We start from the raw sequence: 17,261 nt of genomic DNA on the forward strand, positions 1-17,261 counted from the left end.
GGCAAGCCCGCTCCCACAAGAAGTGCGCAGCTTCTGAATTCAGCGCTCAACTTGTGGGAGCGGGCTTGCCCGCGAAGGGTGCGAAGCAGCCTCAATTGCAGATTGGGGGCTTAACTGACTGGCATTGGCCTTCGGGCGCCTTGTTCATAACATGCGTTCATGGGTCAGCGGCGCTTGCCCAATAATGACCCCATCAAACCACGCACCAACTGCCGACCCAACTGGTTCGCCGCCTGGCGGACCGCTGACTTGATCGCCTGCCCGGCCGCGCCTTGCAGGAAGTCACCCGCCTTGTCGGCAAAGCTTTCCTCCTGCGTCCTTGGTACGGGTGCCGGTTCGATCGCCTCGCCCTTGCGCGCATTCAACAGCTCATAGGCCGACTCCCGATCGACCGGTTTGTCGTAGCGACCCCGCAACGGAGAAGACGCTATCAGCGCATCACGCTCGACGGCGCTCAGTGGACCGATTCTCGATTGAGGCGGGGCGATCGACACGCGTTGCACCCTCCCTGGCGTCCCCTGCTCTTGCAGGGTTCCTACCAACGCCTCACCGATGCCCAACTCGGTCAGTACCTCCAGGGTTTCGAACGCAGGATTGGGACGAAAGCCATCAGCCACCGCCTTGAGGGATTTCTGCTCCCTGGCGGTGAAGGCACGCAGGCCGTGCTGAATACGCAGACCAAGCTGCGCCAGCACCGCATCGGGCAGGTCGCTAGGAGACTGGGTCACGAAGTAGACGCCGACACCCTTAGAACGGATCAGCCGCACGACCTGCTCCAGCCGGTCCTGCAGGGCTTTCGGGGTATCCTTGAACAACAGGTGCGCCTCATCGAAGAACAACGCCAGCACCGGTCTGTCTGCATCGCCCCGCTCGGGCAGTTGCTCGAACAGCTCGGCCAGCAGCCAGAGCAGGAAGGTTGCATAGACCTTGGGCGCTTCATGCACGAGTCGACTGGCGTCGAGCAGATGGATGCGCCCGCGTCCGTCCGCGGCGGGTTGCAGCAAGTCGTCGAGTTGCAGGGCCGGCTCGCCGAACAAGGTTTCGGCACCCTGCTGTTCGAGCGTGGCCAGACGCCGCAGCAAGGCCTGGCTCGATGCACTGGTCATCAGGGCGCTGTCCTCTCCAAGCAGGCCTGGATCATCCCTGAGATGACCGAGCAAGGCCTTGAGATCCTTGAGATCGAGCAATAACAGGCCTTCTCGATCAGCCACCTTGAAGGCTGCGTAGAGCGCCGCCTGCTGGCTATCGGTCAGGGCCAACAGATTGCCGAGTAGCAGCGGGCCCATTTCGCTGAGCGTGGTACGCAGCGGATGACCGGACTGCCCCGCGATATCCCAGAGCGTGACGGGGTAGGCCTGCGGCCGATGAGCCAGCCAAGGCATGCCCGCGATGCGCTCTGCCACCTTGCCCTGCGGCATTCCGGCGGCACCCAGGCCGCAAAGGTCACCCTTGATATCAGCGGCAAAAACCGCCACCCCGGCGTCGCTGAACGCTTCGGCCAAGTGCTGCAGTGTGACGGTCTTACCGGTGCCGGTGGCGCCCGCAACCAGGCCATGGCGGTTTGCCAGACGCATGGCCTGAGTGACGGGCTGGCCGCCAGGATCGACCCCCAGGACTATCTGTGAAGAATCGGACATGTTTGTTCATCTCCCGCTCAAGATTTGCCGCATGAGGGCCGATAGCAGACTTGATATTCACTCATCGAACAGGACCTACCCGAGAAGGAACGACGGGAACAGCACTGCCAGAGCTTTGTGCGAACGACCCGGTGGAACACCTTTAACGGACCCGATACGCCATGAACAAAAGCCTTCGTTTCAGCCACAAGATACTCTTGGCCGCCTCACTGATCGTGATCGCTGCTTTTACCCTATTCACCTTGTACAACGACTACCTCCAGCGTAATGCCATTCGCGATGACCTGGAGAGTTACCTGGCGGAAATGGGCGAGTCCACTTCGAACAATATCCGCAACCTGTTCGAGGGGCGTGTCAAACTGGTGGAAAACCTGGCCCAGAACATCGCGCTCGATCCTGACAACGCCGGCACCCTGATGGGGCAGAACGCGCTGATTTCCAGTTTCCTCACCGTCTACCTCGGCCAGACCGATGGCCGCTTCACCGTGCGGCCTGACGCGAAGATGCCCGATGGCTACGATCCGCGTATCCGGCCTTGGTACAAGGACGGGATGAACGCCAACGGTGCGATCCTGACCGAACCCTACATCGACCTGACGACCAACAAGATGGTGATCGGCATCCTCAGCAATGCCACGCGCGCGGTAGGCGTGGTCGGCGGTGACCTGGCACTCGATGGCCTGGTGGAGATCATCAACTCGCTGAACTTCGGCGGCATGGGCTATGCCTTCCTGGTCAATGACCAAGGCAAGATCCTCGTCCATCCGGACAAGGACCTGGTGATGAAGTCGCTGTCCGACGTCTATCCCCAGAATACCCCGACGCTTACCAGCAAGCTGACCGAGGTCGACAGCAACGGCGAGGCTCGGTTGCTGACGTTCACCCCGATCAAGGGCCTGCCGTCGGCCAATTGGTACCTGGGCCTGTCGGTGGACAAGGACAAGGCATTCTCCATGCTCAGTACCTTCCGCACCTCGGCAGTGATCGCCACGGTGGTTGCGGTGGTGATCATCATCGCCCTGCTCGGCCTGCTGATCCGAGTCCTGCTGCAACCGTTGCACACCATGACCCGGGCGATGGAGGACATCGCTCAAGGCGAAGGTGACCTGACCAAGCGCCTGAAGATCCACAACCACGATGAATTCGGCATTCTTGGCAGTGCCTTCAACCGTTTCGTCGAGCGCATCCACGGCTCCATCCGCGAAGTATCCTCTGCCACCGAGCACGTCAACGAGGTCGCCCTGCGGGTCATCAGCGCATCCAACTCGTCGATGGCCAACTCCGACGAGCAGGCCAACCGGACCAACAGCGTTGCCGCCGCGATCAACGAACTCGGCGCCGCCGCCCAGGAGATCGCCAACAACGCGGCGCAGGCCTCGCAGCACGCCACGTCCGCTCGCCTGCTCGCCGAGGAAGGCCAGCAGGTGGTCGATCGCAACATCCAGGCGATGACCCGTCTGTCCGACCTGATCGTCACCTCCAGCTCGCACATCGAGACGCTGAACAGCAAGACGGTGAACATCGGCCAGATCCTCGAGGTGATCACCAGCATCTCCCAGCAGACCAACCTGTTGGCGCTCAACGCAGCCATCGAGGCTGCCCGCGCCGGCGAAGCCGGGCGTGGTTTCGCGGTCGTGGCGGACGAGGTGCGCAACCTGGCACACCGCACCCAGGAGTCGGCGCAGCAGGTACAGTCGATGATCGAGGAGCTGCAGGTCGGCGCGCGTGAATCGGTCGACACCATGGGCCAGAGCCAGCGTCACAGCCAGGACAGCGTGGAGATCGCCAACCAGGCCGGTGAACGCCTGGGCAGCGTGACCCAGCGCATCGGCGAGATCGACGGAATGAACCAGTCGGTGGCTACCGCTACCGAAGAGCAGACCGCTGTAGTCGATTCGATCAACATGGACATCAGCGAGATCAACATGCTCAACCAGGAAGGCGTCGAAAACCTGCAGGCGACCTTGCGCGCCTGCTCGGACCTCGACCAGCAGGCCACCCGGCTCAAGCAGCTGGTAGGCAGTTTCCGGATCTGACCGCTACCCCACGGGCCCGCTGTTCAGGCAGTCGGGCCCCGCCGCGCAGGGCACTCGGTTCCGGATGCCCGACCCCTCTTCGCCCCACCGTGCACGCTGATCGAACAAACCGTCCCGCTTCAAGGTCAACCTTTAGGCGCGTCATGCCCGGAACGTTACAACCGGATGACAGACCCAGAAGACGATCCCGGAGGGATGCTGATCGTGCACATCGCTGACATCACCATGTTCTACGCCCCGGCCAGTGGCGGCGTACGTACCTATCTTGATGCCAAACACCGCCGCCTCGATGCAATGCCTGGCGTCCGTCACAGCCTTTTGATCCCCGGGGCCAGTGCTACCGATGCCAATGGCATCTACCAGGTGCCGGCCCCTGCTCTGCCCTTCAGCAACGGCTACCGCTTCCCCGTTCGCCTCGCGCCCTGGTGCAATGTATTGCGGCGCCTGCAGCCGGATCTGATCGAAGTCGGCGATCCCTACCTGACCGCCTGGGCGGCTCTCGCGGCACGGCGCAAGCTGGATGTGCCGGTCATCGGTTTCTACCATTCGGACTTGCCGTTGCTGGTCAGCAACCGCATGGGCAACTGGTTCACGCCCAACGTCGAGGCCTATGTCAGCAAGCTCTACAGCAATTTCGACCGGGTCCTGGCGCCTAGCCAGGTGATGGCCGACAAGTTGCGTCGACTGGGCGTCAAGGAGGTGCATGTTCAGCCTCTGGGCGTCGACCTGAACACTTTCAACCCTGCTCGTCGCGACCCCAACCTGCGGGCCGAGCTGGGCATCCCCGACACCACCCGCCTGCTGGTCTTCGGCGGTCGCGGATCGCGGGAAAAGAACCTGCCGGTGCTGCTCGAATGCATGCGCCACCTGGGCAAACATTATCACTTGCTGCTGGTCGGCTCGAACATGCCGAGCGCTGTCCCCGACAATGTCAGCGTGATCGATCGCTTCTGCCCGGCGCCCGAGGTGGCTCGCCTGTTTGCCAGCGCCGACCTTCTGGTGCATGCCGGCGATCAGGAGACTTTCGGCCTGGTCATCCTTGAAGCGATGGCCAGCGCCACGCCAGTGGTCGCGGTGAGAGCGGGTGCCTTCAGCGAAATCGTCAACGAGCAATGTGGCCGCCTGTGCGCGCCAAACGATGGCCAGGCCATGGCCGCTGCGGTGCGTGAGGTGTTCGAGGCAGGCGTGCGCAAGCTGGGTGCCCAGGCCCTGCGTCACGTCGAACAGCACTATGCGTGGGACAGCGTGGTCAATGGCCTGCTCGACCATTACGAGGCCGTACTCGGCCACCAGCCACAGGCGTTTGCTCATGGTTGAAGCAGCCACCACGACGCCCAGCGTGATGCTGGTGCTGCACGATGTCGCCCCGGAAACCTGGCCCGACTACCAGCCTTTCGTCGAAGCCGTGGACGCCCTGGGCAACGTGCCCATGACCTGGCTGGTGGTCCCGGACTTCCATCGCCGCAATGCGCTCACTCACTCGCCGACGTTCTGCCGACTGCTCGAACATCGGCTTAGCCGGGGCGACGAACTGGCCTTGCATGGCTACTACCACGCCGACGAAGGCCCGCCACCGAACAGTCCAACCGATTTTTTCATGCGCCGCATCTACACCCATGAAGGCGAGTTCTACACCCTCGACGAGGCACAGGCTCTGGACCGCCTGCAGGCCGGAATGCGCCTGTTCGATCGTCAGGGTTGGCCCCTGGCGGGCTTCGTCGCGCCCGCATGGCTGATGAGCGAAGGCACGCGTCAGGCGCTGCGCAGCCTGCCTCTGCGCTACACCAGCACCCCGCAGCACCTGTACCGCTTGCCGGACTTCACGCCGATCGACGCTCCCGGATTGGTCTTCAGCGCGCGTAGCGCCTGGCGTCGCGGGCTTTCCCGGGTAGTCTGCGAATGGCAGCGCCAACGGGCACGAGAGGCCGACACCCTGCGCCTGGGCCTGCACCCGGTGGACATGCGCCATCAAGCCTCGCGCGAATATTGGCTGCGCACCTTGCAAACGCTCCTGGAGCAGGGTCGCACGCCGCTGACCAAGTCCGCCTGGCTGGACAGCAGGACCGCAGCATGACCCGTCTTGGCTGGCTGGCGCTGGCACTGGTGTTTGCCGTGCTGGTCCCGGCCCTGCTCGGCGGTAGCGAACTGCTGCCAAGGCTGAGGACATTTCCACCCGGACTGATGATGGTCCTGCTGTCGATGATCATGCTGTGCTGGATCATCAATTCCATTCGCCTGCGCTTGCTGCTGGGCCAACATGGCGCCCGAATCGGACGGCTCAGGAGTCTGGGGGTGATGATGGCCACCGAGTTCGCCATCTGCACCACGCCTGGCGGCAGCGGTGGCCCGTTGGCGCTGATGGCCCTGCTGGCGCGAGAACGCGTCAGTCCGGCCCGCAGCGGCGCGGTATTTGCCATGGATCAGCTCAACGATCTGGTGTTTTTCTTCTGCGCCATGCTCGCCATTGCCGGCTACGCCCTGTTCCATAGCCTCGGACGAAGCCAGGAGGCGATGCTCATGGGCAGTGCCCTGCTGTTGTGCGGCGCCTTGGCGGGCATTATCGTATTGCTGCGCTACCGACGCACCGTGATGCGCTTCAATGGCAGGCTGCTGCGTCGCTTCGGTATGTCGGAACGGCGTCGCAGACGCTGGGCCCGCAAGCTTTTGCATTTCATCCATGCGTTGGGCGAAACCTGGCGCCTGCCCAAGCGTATCCTGGCCTTGGTCTTCACCCTGACCTGCCTGCACTGGACCCTGCGCTACAGCGTGCTGTACCTGGTCCTACGCGGCCTGGGCGTAGAGCTGTCATGGATCCCGAGCTTTCTGGTGCAGATGCTTGCCTTGAGCGCTGGTCAGTTCAGCCTGCTTCCCGGTGGCGCGGGTGCCGCCGAACTGACGTCCGCTACCTTGCTGACGCCATTCGTTGGCAGCTCGACGGCAGCCGCGGCGATCCTGATCTGGCGCGCGGTCACTTACTACTTCTATCTGCTAGCCGGTGGGCCGGTGTTTGTCTGCCTGTTGGCGCGTCCCTTGCTGGAACGCTGGCGTCGCCAGACGGGGCGCCAGGCGGGTTGAGCTGACGCCAGAGTTCGGCGGCACCGGGAAACTCGGTGCCGACCTCATCATTATTTACGTCCTGCAGGTCATAACGCGCCAGGCACCCTCCGCCCAGGGTAGGCGGCGCCTTGGCCGCGGCCTTGTCTCTGGGATCGGCCACAAGCGCCTCCAAGGGTCAGTCGAACACGACGGTCTTGTTGCCGTGTACCAACACCCGGTCTTCAAGGTGATAGCGCAAGCCACGCGCCAGGACCATCTTCTCGACGTCGCGGCCGAAACGGACCATGTCTTCGATGGTATCGGCATGGCTGACGCGGACCACGTCCTGCTCGATGATCGGACCGGCATCGAGCTCTTCGGTCACGTAGTGGCAGGTCGCACCGATCAATTTCACCCCGCGCAAGGCTGCCTGGTGGTAAGGCTTGGCACCGACGAACGAAGGCAGGAAGCTGTGGTGGATATTGATCACTCGCTGGGCATAGGCCTCGCACAGCTGGGGGGGCAGGATTTGCATGTAGCGGGCAAGCACCACCACGTCGGCGGCATGTTCGCCGACCAGACGCGACACTTCGGCGAAGGCCGGCTGCTTGTCCTTCGGATCGACCGGTACATGGAAGAATGGAATGCCGTGCCATTCGACCATGCTGCGCAGATCGTCATGGTTGGAAATCACGCATGGAATCTCGCAGTCCAGTTCCTTGGTGTGCCAACGGTGCAACAGATCGGCCAGGCAATGGGACTCGCGGCTGGCCATCAGGACCACGCGCTTTTTCTGCGCGGTGTCGGTGATCTGCCAGGACATGGAGAACTCTTCGGCTATCGGGGCGAAGGCCTCGCGGAAGGCTTCGATGCCGAACGGCAGCGACTCGGCGCGCACTTCATGGCGCATGAAGAACCAGCCACTCTGCTCATCGGAATGATGGCTGGCCTCGTTGATCCAGCCGTCGTAGGAGGCGAGGAAATTACTGACTTTGGCCACGATGCCTACGCGGTCGGGGCACGCAATTACCAAACGGTAGGTGTGCATGGATGAAACTCCAGAACTTCACAAAGGCGCGTATTCTAGCGACTACCCAGAAAAACTGCAGTAATCATCGCGACGCTTCGGCAGACCCCGTGTCACGAGGTAAAACCCTGTGAGGTACAAGGCAGTGGTGTCAAAGATGATAAATCCCAAGCACTATGTAAATTTTTCTTAACCTGAACATTCCGTTGAAAACACTCCGGCCCGCGAGTCATGGCTTTTTTAATTGTTTACTTGCGAGTACCGCGTGTCTATTATTGCCCCACTGTCTCTCTGAACATGCATTAAGGATCGTCTCATGTCCCTGATCAACGAATACCGCGCTACCGAAGAAGCCATCAAAGAACTTCAGGCCCGTCTGGCCAATCTGTCGCAAGACGACAAGCTGAAGAAAGAGCTGGAGTTCGAAGGCAAACTGCGCGCACTGATGGGCGAATATTCCAAGTCGCTGCGTGACGTGATCGCCCTGCTCGACCCGGATGCCAAACTGAGCAAGGCCCCACGTGGCGCGGTCAAGACCACTGGCACCAAGCGTGCTCGCAAGGTCAAGCAATACAAGAACCCACACAACGGTGAAGTGATCGAAACCAAAGGTGGCAATCACAAAACACTGAAAGAGTGGAAAGCCAAGTGGGGTGGTGACGAAGTCGAAGGTTGGGCAACTTTGCTGGGTTGATCTTCCGCCGGTCGTTCCCGCGACGAGAAAGAAACGCCAGCTTGCTGGCGTTTCTTGTTTTCATTCCGGCAACTGCAACCGGTGTTTCAATTCACGGACATGCTCTTGCCAAGCCAGCAATACGCGACGCTGGGCTTCGTCCGCCCCGCTCCAGGCTATGTGCCAGGCTTTATCGAAGTCGCCCAGGGTATTGGGAGCGCCTCGCTGCGGGTCGCATAGCCGCTCCTGGCAGAATTGCCACCACCGCTGCCGTTCTTCTGCGCTCAAGGTGTCCGGGAAGTTTCGCGCGCGGTAGCGAAACAATAACTCGCTCAATCGCGGATCATCGAACATCCAATGCCCCTTGCCCAGTTGATGAGGTTCGGCATTGCGAACTTGTTCGCTCAAGCGCCGATCACGGTCACCCAGGAAACCATCGTATAGCTGCTGTTCCGGATCTTCGCTGGGCGAAAATTCATCGCCGCTGTAAATCACCGCGAGCTTTTCCTGCCAGCGTGCCTGCTGGTTGGCCAGTTGTTCCGCGCGGGTTTGATAAAGGGACATGTCCAACTGCAGTCGCTGTTGATCTTCGGGACGCAATACCGACAGGGGTGCCAATACCGGACAACGGTTGACGTGAACCAACTTCAACGGAACGGGTAATTGGCCGATAGCCAAGCCCTCGCGCCGGGTGTACAAACGCCTACGTAACTCGTCAGCACTTTCCTGCAACAGCGGCATGTGATCGAGGTGCAAGTCACAGACAATAAGCGCATTGCGATTACGCGGATGCCACCCAAGTGGCAACACAACACCCAAATAACTGCGCTCGGCTGAGAAACGTCCGGAAACATGTATCCGCGGCTCCAACAGCCGTACCTGTTCCATTACCTTATGTTTGCTACGCAGTTGAAACAACCAGTCATACAATCTGGGCTGCCGGTCGCGGATCAATCGCGCCAGAGCGATGGTTGCCCGCACATCGGATAACGCCTCATGAGCGTGACCATGATCGATGCCATTGGCCTTGCTGAGCAGCTCGAGGCGCAAGCTGGTGCGTCCATCCTGGCGTGGCCAGACGATCCCATCCGGGCGCAAGGCATAGGCGGTGCGTACGATGTCTATCAGGTCCCAGCGGCTATTGCCGCCTTGCCACTCACGGCCATAGGGATCGAAGAAGTTGCGGTAGAGACTGTAGCGGGTAACTTCGTCATCGAACCGCAAGGTGTTGTAGCCCGCGCCGCAGGTGCCTGGACGAGACAGCTGCGCGTGGATCCGAGTCATGAACTCGGCTTCGCTCAGGCCCTGGCTGGCCAACTGTTCGGGGGTGATACCGGTCACCAGGCACGCCGCCGGGTGCGGCAGGATATCGTCGGAGGGATGGCAGTAGAGACTGATGGGCGCCTCGATCTCATTCAATTCAAGATCGGTACGGACTCCCGCTACCTGCAGGGGTCGATCGCAGCGTGGGTTGATGCCGGTGGTTTCGTAGTCGTGCCAGAAGATGCTGGAGCTCACGGGGTCTTCCTGTAACAAGGTCGACCAGAGTCTAGGGCGACTCGTGCTCCGGAGCCAGCCTCAGGCAGATGCGTTCAGGGGGCGAAATGTAAAGAAATCCCGCAGGGAACGGACGAAGTCGTCATATTCCTGCGGCGCCTGCAGCAACATGAACCCGGAATCATAATGGCCAGGCGTCTGGTCTTCACGGCACCACAGACAGCTGGCCGTCAGGTTGATGAACTGCCAGCCACCCCCCGCCAGCGGCACCCGCAACTGCAGTTCGAAGTCCGGCCCGACCAACACTGGCAGCTCGCTGATCAGCATCAATCCTGCTTCCGAGACATTGCCCAGGTAGCCGATCATCTGGTCCGTGATGCGGTTGTACACGGCCAGGACGAGAGGAAACTGGTGACGTTCTATTTGGCGTTCGATAAACATGATCGCGATCGCAGGTTCCTACTGTAATACTCGATAGACAAGGTGCTGGCATGGATCGTTACATTCAATTAACAGCCTAGACCAGACCGTCCGTCATATTGTCCATTCCCTTCAAACCTTGGTATTAACGCCAAAGCGTAGCTGGCGCTGGTCGGACAACGGCGGGCTCTCCCGCGCGATAGTGACCGAGCTGTTCCAGGGTCTGCAGACGGGCCTTGGCGCGGAAGGCATATTCGTTTCGTGGATAATGATCGATCAGGTACCGATAGGTCTGCGCAGCATCGACGTAGAGCTTCTGCCGCTCCAGGCATTGCCCGCGCAGCAACGAGACTTCCGGATGGATGAACGGGCGCGTGCGGCTGGTGCGATCGACTTGCGAAAGCTCCAGCATCACGCGTTGGCAGTCGCCGCGATCATAGGCGCGGTAGGCATTGTTCAAGTGATGGTCCATGGACCAGCGGGTGCAGCCGACGACACTGGCGGCCACGGCTAGAACGATCAAGGCTCGCATGAGGAATCTCCTGTACTGGGGACTGTATCGGCAGCGCCTGGCAAATCTTCACAGACGAATGCGAGCCTGTCATGGCCGTTCATGTGCCCCCCTGCCCGCAGGCAAGGTAGTGCAACCGAACAATGACTACAGCCAGATTCAGGAGTAGCCTTTCGCTGCGCTTCACTATAGGAGTCTGTGCATGACTATCCGTCGTACCAAAATCGTTGCCACCCTCGGCCCCGCCAGCAATTCGCCAGAAGTGATCGAACAGCTGATCCTTGCCGGCCTGGACGTGGCACGCCTGAACTTCTCCCATGGCACCCCGGACGAGCACAAGGCCCGCGCCCGTCTGATCCGTGACATCGCCGCCAAGAACGGCCGCCATGTCGCGCTGCTGGGCGACCTGCAGGGTCCGAAGATCCGCATCGCCAAGTTCAGCAACAAGCGCATCGAATTGAAGATCGGTGATCACTTCACCTTCTCCACTGCCCACCCGCTGACCGAAGGCAACCAGGAAATCGTCGGCATCGACTATCCGGACCTGGTCAAGGACTGCGGCGTCGGCGACGAGTTGCTGCTCGATGATGGCCGCGTGGTCATGCGCGTCGAAACCGCCACCGCGGACGCGTTGCACTGCGTGGTGTTGATCGGCGGCCCGCTGTCGGACCACAAGGGCATCAACCGTCGCGGAGGCGGCCTGACCGCACCGGCCCTGACCGAGAAGGACAAGGCCGACATCAAGCTGGCCGCGGAGATGGACCTGGACTACCTGGCCGTTTCGTTCCCGCGTGACGCCAGCGACATGGAATATGCCCGTCGCTTGCGTGACGAGTCTGGTGGCACTGCCTGGCTGGTGGCCAAGATCGAACGCGCCGAGGCCGTGGCCGACGACGAAACCCTCGACGGTCTGATCGCTGCGTCCGACGCCGTCATGGTGGCCCGTGGCGACCTGGGCGTGGAAATCGGCGATGCCGAGCTGATCGCCATCCAGAAGAAGATCATCCAGCACGCCCGCCGCAACAACAAGGCGGTGATCGTGGCGACCCAGATGATGGAGTCGATGATCCAGAACCCGATGCCGACCCGTGCCGAAGTGTCCGACGTGGCCAACGCCGTGCTCGACAACACCGACGCGGTCATGCTTTCGGCCGAAAGCGCCGCCGGCAGCTATCCGATCGAAGCGGTTCAGGCGATGGCACGTATCTGCCAGGGTGCCGAGAAGCATCCGACCAACCAGAAGTCCAGTCATCGCCTGTACACCACGTTCGAGCGTTGTGACGAGAGCATCGCGTTGGCGGCCATGTACACGGCGAACCATTTCCCCGGCGTCAAGGCGATCATCGCGCTTACCGAGAGTGGCTATACCCCGTTGATCATGTCGCGGTTGCGGTCGCATGTGCCGATCTATGCGATGTCTCCGCATCGTGCGACTCAGGCGCGGGCATCGTTGTTCCGCGGGGTCTATCCGATCGCTTTCGATCCGGCAGCGTTGCCGCCGGAGAAGGTCAGCGAGGCGGCGGTGGATCAGCTTCTTCAGCGTGGGCTGGTGAAGCAAGGAGATTGGGTGATTTTGACCAAGGGTGACAGCTACCACACCATTGGCGGTACCAATGGCATGAAGATTCTTCATGTCGGTGATCCGCTGGTCTGATTGAAATAGAAGAGCCTTGGCGGGAGTGATGTTTCATTGCTCCTGCTGGGGTTCGATACCGAGCGACTCCTTCCTTCCCTCCCCCTATTCTCCTAATCGGATCTCCCACAGCGTCTCGATCATGGCGACTGTCTTGGCTTTGCCGTTGCTCTTGCTCTTGCTCTTGCTCTTGCTCTTGCTCTTGCTCTTGCTCTTGCTCTTGCTCTTGCTCTTGCTCTTGCTCTTGATCTTGCTGTTGATCTTGCTGTTGATCTTGATCTACCGCCCCATTCCAGCAGGCCGAACGGAGGTGTCATGGAGGGGGCTGGGCGCAGCCCCTCTGGCGAAGCCGGAGCGCCGTACGGAGGGCTTTAGCCCGTAGTCGGCGGAGCCCCCGGAGTGATACCGGAGTGAGGGAACCCGTAGCGCAGCGGAGGGCCCATGGTGGGGCAGATTTTTTTGGTTACTTTTTTCATCGCCTGGAAAAAAGTGACCCGCCGTAAGGGCGGAAAGGTGAGTATGAGCCACTATCGCCAATGGATATTCACTCTATATAAGTGCCCCATCGACGGTGCGTGGCAGCACGCAGGATCAAGATCAACGACAACGACAACGACAACGACAACGACAACGACAACGACATCAGAACGACCCGGGAACCAGACGGTTCTTTATTTTCCAACTCCGCGCTAGTCAAAAAGCTTTTTCGATGAATATATCGCTATATATCTGACTACGAGGCAACCCAGCAATAAACAGCCGCCGCGCCACTTCCTCGACAAACTGCATCCCACCACAGGACAACACCACCGTCTGCCGCGACGCCAACCGGAGCTCAGGCAACACCCGCGGCCACTCATCAACCGTCACTAATTCCAGATCAAGCCCCTGATGCATTTCCATCAGACACCGCAAAGGCTCTGCCAGGTAATGCCCCCCCTCACCATGAGCCACATGCACCACCTTGATTGCCCCTTGATGCCCTTGCTGCAAGGCCTCCCGCAAGATGCCCCACAGCGGCGCCAACCCTGTGCCTGACGCCAACAACCAGAGTGGCCGCTGCTGCCAATCCGGATCGTAGTGCAAGGCGCCTCCACGCAACTCCCCCACCTGCAGCGTATCGCCCAGACGCAACGCCCTGGCCCCCGCACGGAAAGCACCGGGTCGCCGACAATCCACATGGAATTCAAGTACTTCGTCTTCCCCTGGCACGCTGGCCAGCGAGTACGGCCGCGCCACCGAGCCATTCCACAGCACTACATGCTGCCCCGCCCGATAACGCAGAGGACGCTCTAGCCGTAAACCCAAGCGCAAGACTTCGCCGCCCAGCCATTCCAGCGTGCATACACGAGCCGCCAGGCCATCGCCCAACGGATCGTACACCGCAACCCGCAAGTCCTGCGCCACACGGCACTGACAGGCCAGCCGCCAACCCTGCTCGCGCTTGTCCGAAGCCAGCGCTTGGGGCCGGGTATCATCCGGCATGCCATCCAGGCACCGCACCAGGCAAGCATGGCAACTCCCGGCCCGGCAGCTGTAGGGCACGTCGACCCCTGCTTCATTCAAGGCATCGAGCAGATTGCTGCCCATGGGTACCGTCCAGCAGCGCGCGCCTACGCAAAGTTCAGGCATCGTTGGTCTTCTTTTGGCATCGACACCGCCACTCTAGGGCTCAAGCCCGCGGCGAACCAGCGGCAGACGCAAAAAAGGTGCCCGACCACTGCCGACCATCGTCCAGGCCACGCGCAGGTGTACCCGTCCGGGATGCGCGCTATACTGCCGCGCCTTTTTGCGTCGGGCTCTGCTTTCCGGCGCGCCTTGCAAGGCATTTCGACACGCTGGTCGGCGCCGTCGGAAGGCCTTTATGAATGTTCCCGTCTTTAAGAGGAGCGCGCTGCATGACCGTGATCAAGCAAGACGACCTGATTCAGAGCGTCGCCGACGCCTTGCAATTCATCTCGTACTACCACCCCGTCGATTTCATCCAGGCCATGCACGAGGCCTATCTGCGTGAAGAGTCCCCCGCCGCGCGTGACTCCATCGCCCAGATCCTGATCAACTCGCGGATGTGTGCCACCGGCCACCGCCCGATCTGCCAGGACACCGGTATCGTCACCGTGTTCGTGCGCGTCGGCATGGACGTTCGCTGGGACGGCGCCACCATGAGCGTCGACGACATGATCAACGAAGGCGTTCGTCGCGCCTACAACCTGCCGGAAAACGTCCTGCGGGCCTCGATCCTGGCCGACCCGGCCGGTGCTCGCAAGAACACCAAGGACAATACCCCGGCGGTCATCCACTACTCGCTCGTTCCTGGCGACAAGCTCGAAGTGGACGTCGCGGCCAAGGGCGGTGGCTCCGAGAACAAGTCGAAGATGGCCATGCTCAACCCATCCGACTCGATCGTCGACTGGGTGCTCAAGACCGTCCCGACCATGGGTGCCGGCTGGTGCCCGCCTGGCATGCTCGGCATCGGTATCGGCGGCACCGCCGAGAAGGCCGCGGTAATGGCCAAGGAGGTCCTGATGGAATCCATCGACATCCATGAGCTGAAGGCCCGTGGCCCGCAGAACCGTCTCGAAGAAATGCGCCTGGAGCTGTTCGAGAAGGTCAACCAGCTGGGTATCGGTGCCCAGGGCCTGGGCGGCCTGACCACCGTGCTCGATGTCAAGATCATGGACTACCCGACCCACGCCGCATCGCTGCCGGTGTGCATGATCCCTAACTGCGCCGCTACCCGTCACGCTCACTTCGTGCTCGACGGTTCGGGCCCTGCCGAACTGGAAGCGCCTTCGCTGGACGCTTATCCCGAGATCGTCTGGGAAGCGGGCCCGAGCGCTCGCCGTGTCGACCTGGACAGCATCACGCCTGAAGAAGTGGCGAGCTGGAAGCCGGGCGAGACCATCCTGCTCAATGGCAAGATGCTGACCGGCCGCGATGCCGCGCACAAGCGCATGGTCGAGATGCTCAACCGTGGCGAAGAGCTGCCGGTGGACCTCAAGGGTCGGTTCATCTACTACGTCGGCCCGGTCGATCCGGTCGGTGACGAAGTGGTAGGTCCTGCTGGCCCGACCACCGCCACGCGGATGGACAAGTTCACTCGTCAGATCCTCGAGCAGACCGGGCTTCTGGGGATGATCGGCAAGTCCGAGCGTGGTCCGACCGCCATCGATGCGATCCGGGACAACAAGGCCGTGTACCTGATGGCCGTGGGCGGCGCGGCTTACCTGGTAGCCCAGGCGATTCGCAAGTCCAGGGTCTTGGCCTTCGCCGAGCTGGGCATGGAAGCGATCTACGAGTTCGAGGTCAAGGACATGCCTGTGACCGTGGCCGTCGACAGCCAGGGCGAGTCCGTGCACATCACCGGTCCCGCGCTGTGGCAGGGCAAGATCGCCGAGAGCCTTGCGGTCGAAGTGAAGTAACGCCAAGCCCGCAACGAAGAAACCGCTCATTCGAGCGGTTTTTTTTGCGCTGTACGGATTGCCGGGCAGCTTGGCGTTCGGATTGTCATGTCTGGCTGGCAGGTAACGCTCTAGTGCAGCTGAGACCGCGTAGGAGATTCTATGGTGCGTGGGAAGCCCTTTCCAGATTCCATGCACCATGGAATCTCCTACACAGGTCCGAGCTGCACGTTAATTACGCCGCCCCAGCAGGATCACCACCATCCGATCCATCCACCCCCACACTCGCTGCTTCACTCGTCGCCATGCCGGTCGGGCATTCCAATGTTCCAGGTCGACCTCGAGGCTTTGCGCTAAGTCTCGCTCGAAACTGGTCGCCACCGCGGCAGTGAGTGGCGGATCCAGCGCTTCGATATTGGCTTCGAGGTTGAAACGCAGATTCCAATGGTCGAAGTTGCACGAGCCGATGCTCACCCAGTCGTCCACCAGGACCATTTTCAGGTGCAGGAAGCACGGTTGGTATTCGAAGATTCTGACACCGGCGCGCAGCAGACGCGGATAGTAGCGATGCCCGGCATAGCGCACGGACGGATGGTCGGTGCGTGGACCGGTCAGCAGCAGGCGCACGTCGATCCCGCGTGAAGCGGCCCGGCGCAATGAACGGCGCACGCTCCAGGTCGGCAGGAAATACGGCGTGGCCAGCCAGATGCGTCGCTGCCCGCCATTGAGGGCGCGTACGAGGGAACGCAGGATGTCACGGTGTTGGCGGGCATCGGCATACGCCACCCGGCCCAGGCCCTGCCCCTGCGCAGGCATCCGCGGCACGCGGGGCAGACCGAAATCTTCAGGCGGGCGCCAGGCCGTACGGCGGTTGTTGGCGTGCCACTGGCGATCGAACAGTAGCTGCCAGTCGGCAACGACCGGCCCTTCCATCCGCACCATGACCTCGTGCCACTCGCTGAGCTCATGGCCAGGCTTCCAGAATTCATCGGTCACCCCAGTGCCGCCAACGACCGCCCAACGCTCATCCACCAGCAATATCTTGCGATGATCGCGGTACAGGTTGCGCGCCCCATGACGCCAGCCCAGGCGGTTGTACAGGCGCAACTCGACCCCGGCGGCCTGCAACCGTTGCCGCAGGCCCAAGGTAAAGGCCAACGAGCCATAGGCGTCGAACAGACACCGAACCCGCACGCCTCGGCGGGCAGCCTGCTCCAGGGCCTCGACGACAGCCTCGGCACAACTACCGGCTTCTACCAGATACAGCTCGAGATCGACCTGGTATTCGGCACGCACGATTGCCACGAGCATGCGTGGGAAGAACTCGGGGCCATCGATCAGCAGTTCGAACTGATTGCCATCGCGCCAGGGAAAGACCGGTCCGGGCATA

The 17,261-nt window shown here is 61.4% G+C and carries 14 protein-coding genes and 1 pseudogene; 8 read left to right on the plus strand and 7 right to left on the minus strand.

Features of this window, described 5'->3' with window-relative positions; translation table 11 throughout:
* Positions 1-164: 164 nt before the first annotated feature.
* The gene (locus tag G7009_RS11570) at positions 165-1,637 is read right to left on the minus strand and encodes a helicase HerA-like domain-containing protein (RefSeq protein WP_181130213.1); all 1,473 of its coding nucleotides are present in this window, start codon (positions 1,635-1,637) and stop codon (positions 165-167) included.
* Positions 1,638-1,798: 161 nt separating this feature from the next.
* On the opposite strand from G7009_RS11570, the pseudogene G7009_RS28210 reads away from it, so the two are divergent.
* The 5 genes and pseudogenes from G7009_RS28210 to G7009_RS11590 form a co-directional block, all read left to right on the plus strand.
* A pseudogene (locus G7009_RS28210) lies at positions 1,799-2,815 on the plus strand (HAMP domain-containing protein); the annotation flags it as partial.
* Positions 2,816-2,908: 93 nt separating this feature from the next.
* Positions 2,909-3,673 carry a methyl-accepting chemotaxis protein gene (locus G7009_RS28215; protein ID WP_375139553.1) on the plus strand — a complete coding sequence of 255 codons (765 nt, stop codon included), beginning with the start codon at positions 2,909-2,911 and terminating at the stop codon, positions 3,671-3,673.
* A gap of 195 nt (positions 3,674-3,868) precedes the next feature.
* Positions 3,869-4,990 (plus strand): glycosyltransferase family 4 protein, encoded by a 1,122-nt coding sequence (locus G7009_RS11580; protein ID WP_181130409.1) that lies wholly within the window; start codon positions 3,869-3,871, stop codon positions 4,988-4,990.
* Positions 4,983-5,747 (plus strand): DUF2334 domain-containing protein, encoded by a 765-nt coding sequence (locus tag G7009_RS11585; protein ID WP_181130215.1) that lies wholly within the window; start codon positions 4,983-4,985, stop codon positions 5,745-5,747. Before G7009_RS11580 ends, G7009_RS11585 begins: the two co-directional genes overlap by 8 nt.
* Positions 5,744-6,748, plus strand: a complete 1,005-nt coding sequence (locus G7009_RS11590; protein ID WP_181130216.1) for a lysylphosphatidylglycerol synthase transmembrane domain-containing protein — start codon at positions 5,744-5,746, stop codon at positions 6,746-6,748. The genes G7009_RS11585 and G7009_RS11590 overlap by 4 nt, the downstream gene beginning before the upstream one ends.
* A gap of 157 nt (positions 6,749-6,905) precedes the next feature.
* On the opposite strand, the gene purU is transcribed toward G7009_RS11590, so the two are convergent.
* A complete protein-coding gene (purU, locus tag G7009_RS11595) occupies positions 6,906-7,757 on the minus strand; it encodes a formyltetrahydrofolate deformylase (RefSeq protein WP_181130217.1) in 852 nt (283 codons plus the stop codon).
* A gap of 295 nt (positions 7,758-8,052) precedes the next feature.
* Between purU and mvaT the strand changes: the two genes are divergently transcribed.
* On the plus strand, positions 8,053-8,430 hold the full coding sequence (gene mvaT / locus G7009_RS11600) for a histone-like nucleoid-structuring protein MvaT (RefSeq protein WP_181130218.1): 378 nt from the start codon (positions 8,053-8,055) through the stop codon (positions 8,428-8,430).
* 60 nt (positions 8,431-8,490) lie between these two features.
* Here mvaT and sbcB read toward each other — a convergent pair whose 3' ends face one another.
* The 3 genes from sbcB to G7009_RS11615 all read right to left on the minus strand — a co-directional run bounded on the left by sbcB (position 8,491) and on the right by G7009_RS11615 (position 10,858).
* Positions 8,491-9,927 (minus strand): exodeoxyribonuclease I, encoded by a 1,437-nt coding sequence (sbcB, locus tag G7009_RS11605; RefSeq protein WP_181130219.1) that lies wholly within the window; start codon positions 9,925-9,927, stop codon positions 8,491-8,493.
* Between the two features lie 60 nt (positions 9,928-9,987).
* A complete protein-coding gene (locus G7009_RS11610) occupies positions 9,988-10,347 on the minus strand; it encodes a PilZ domain-containing protein (RefSeq protein WP_181130220.1) in 360 nt (119 codons plus the stop codon).
* A gap of 124 nt (positions 10,348-10,471) precedes the next feature.
* Positions 10,472-10,858: a tetratricopeptide repeat protein gene (locus G7009_RS11615; protein WP_181130221.1), complete on the minus strand. Its 387-nt coding sequence runs from the start codon at positions 10,856-10,858 to the stop codon at positions 10,472-10,474.
* Positions 10,859-11,039: 181 nt separating this feature from the next.
* On the opposite strand from G7009_RS11615, the gene pyk reads away from it, so the two are divergent.
* The gene (gene pyk, locus G7009_RS11620; protein ID WP_181130222.1) at positions 11,040-12,491 is read left to right on the plus strand and encodes a pyruvate kinase; all 1,452 of its coding nucleotides are present in this window, start codon (positions 11,040-11,042) and stop codon (positions 12,489-12,491) included.
* A gap of 672 nt (positions 12,492-13,163) precedes the next feature.
* On the opposite strand, the gene G7009_RS11625 is transcribed toward pyk, so the two are convergent.
* Positions 13,164-14,102 (minus strand): iron-sulfur-binding ferredoxin reductase, encoded by a 939-nt coding sequence (locus G7009_RS11625; RefSeq protein ID WP_181130223.1) that lies wholly within the window; start codon positions 14,100-14,102, stop codon positions 13,164-13,166.
* A gap of 266 nt (positions 14,103-14,368) precedes the next feature.
* Between G7009_RS11625 and G7009_RS11630 the strand changes: the two genes are divergently transcribed.
* A complete protein-coding gene (locus G7009_RS11630) occupies positions 14,369-15,892 on the plus strand; it encodes a fumarate hydratase (RefSeq protein ID WP_181130224.1) in 1,524 nt (507 codons plus the stop codon).
* A gap of 210 nt (positions 15,893-16,102) precedes the next feature.
* On the opposite strand, the gene G7009_RS11635 is transcribed toward G7009_RS11630, so the two are convergent.
* A complete protein-coding gene (locus G7009_RS11635) occupies positions 16,103-17,260 on the minus strand; it encodes a phospholipase D-like domain-containing protein (RefSeq protein WP_181130225.1) in 1,158 nt (385 codons plus the stop codon).
* Position 17,261: the final 1 nt, after the last annotated feature.

Origin of the sequence: Pseudomonas capeferrum, assembly GCF_013523055.1 — a bacterium.
GTDB lineage: Bacteria > Pseudomonadota > Gammaproteobacteria > Pseudomonadales > Pseudomonadaceae > Aquipseudomonas > Aquipseudomonas capeferrum_A.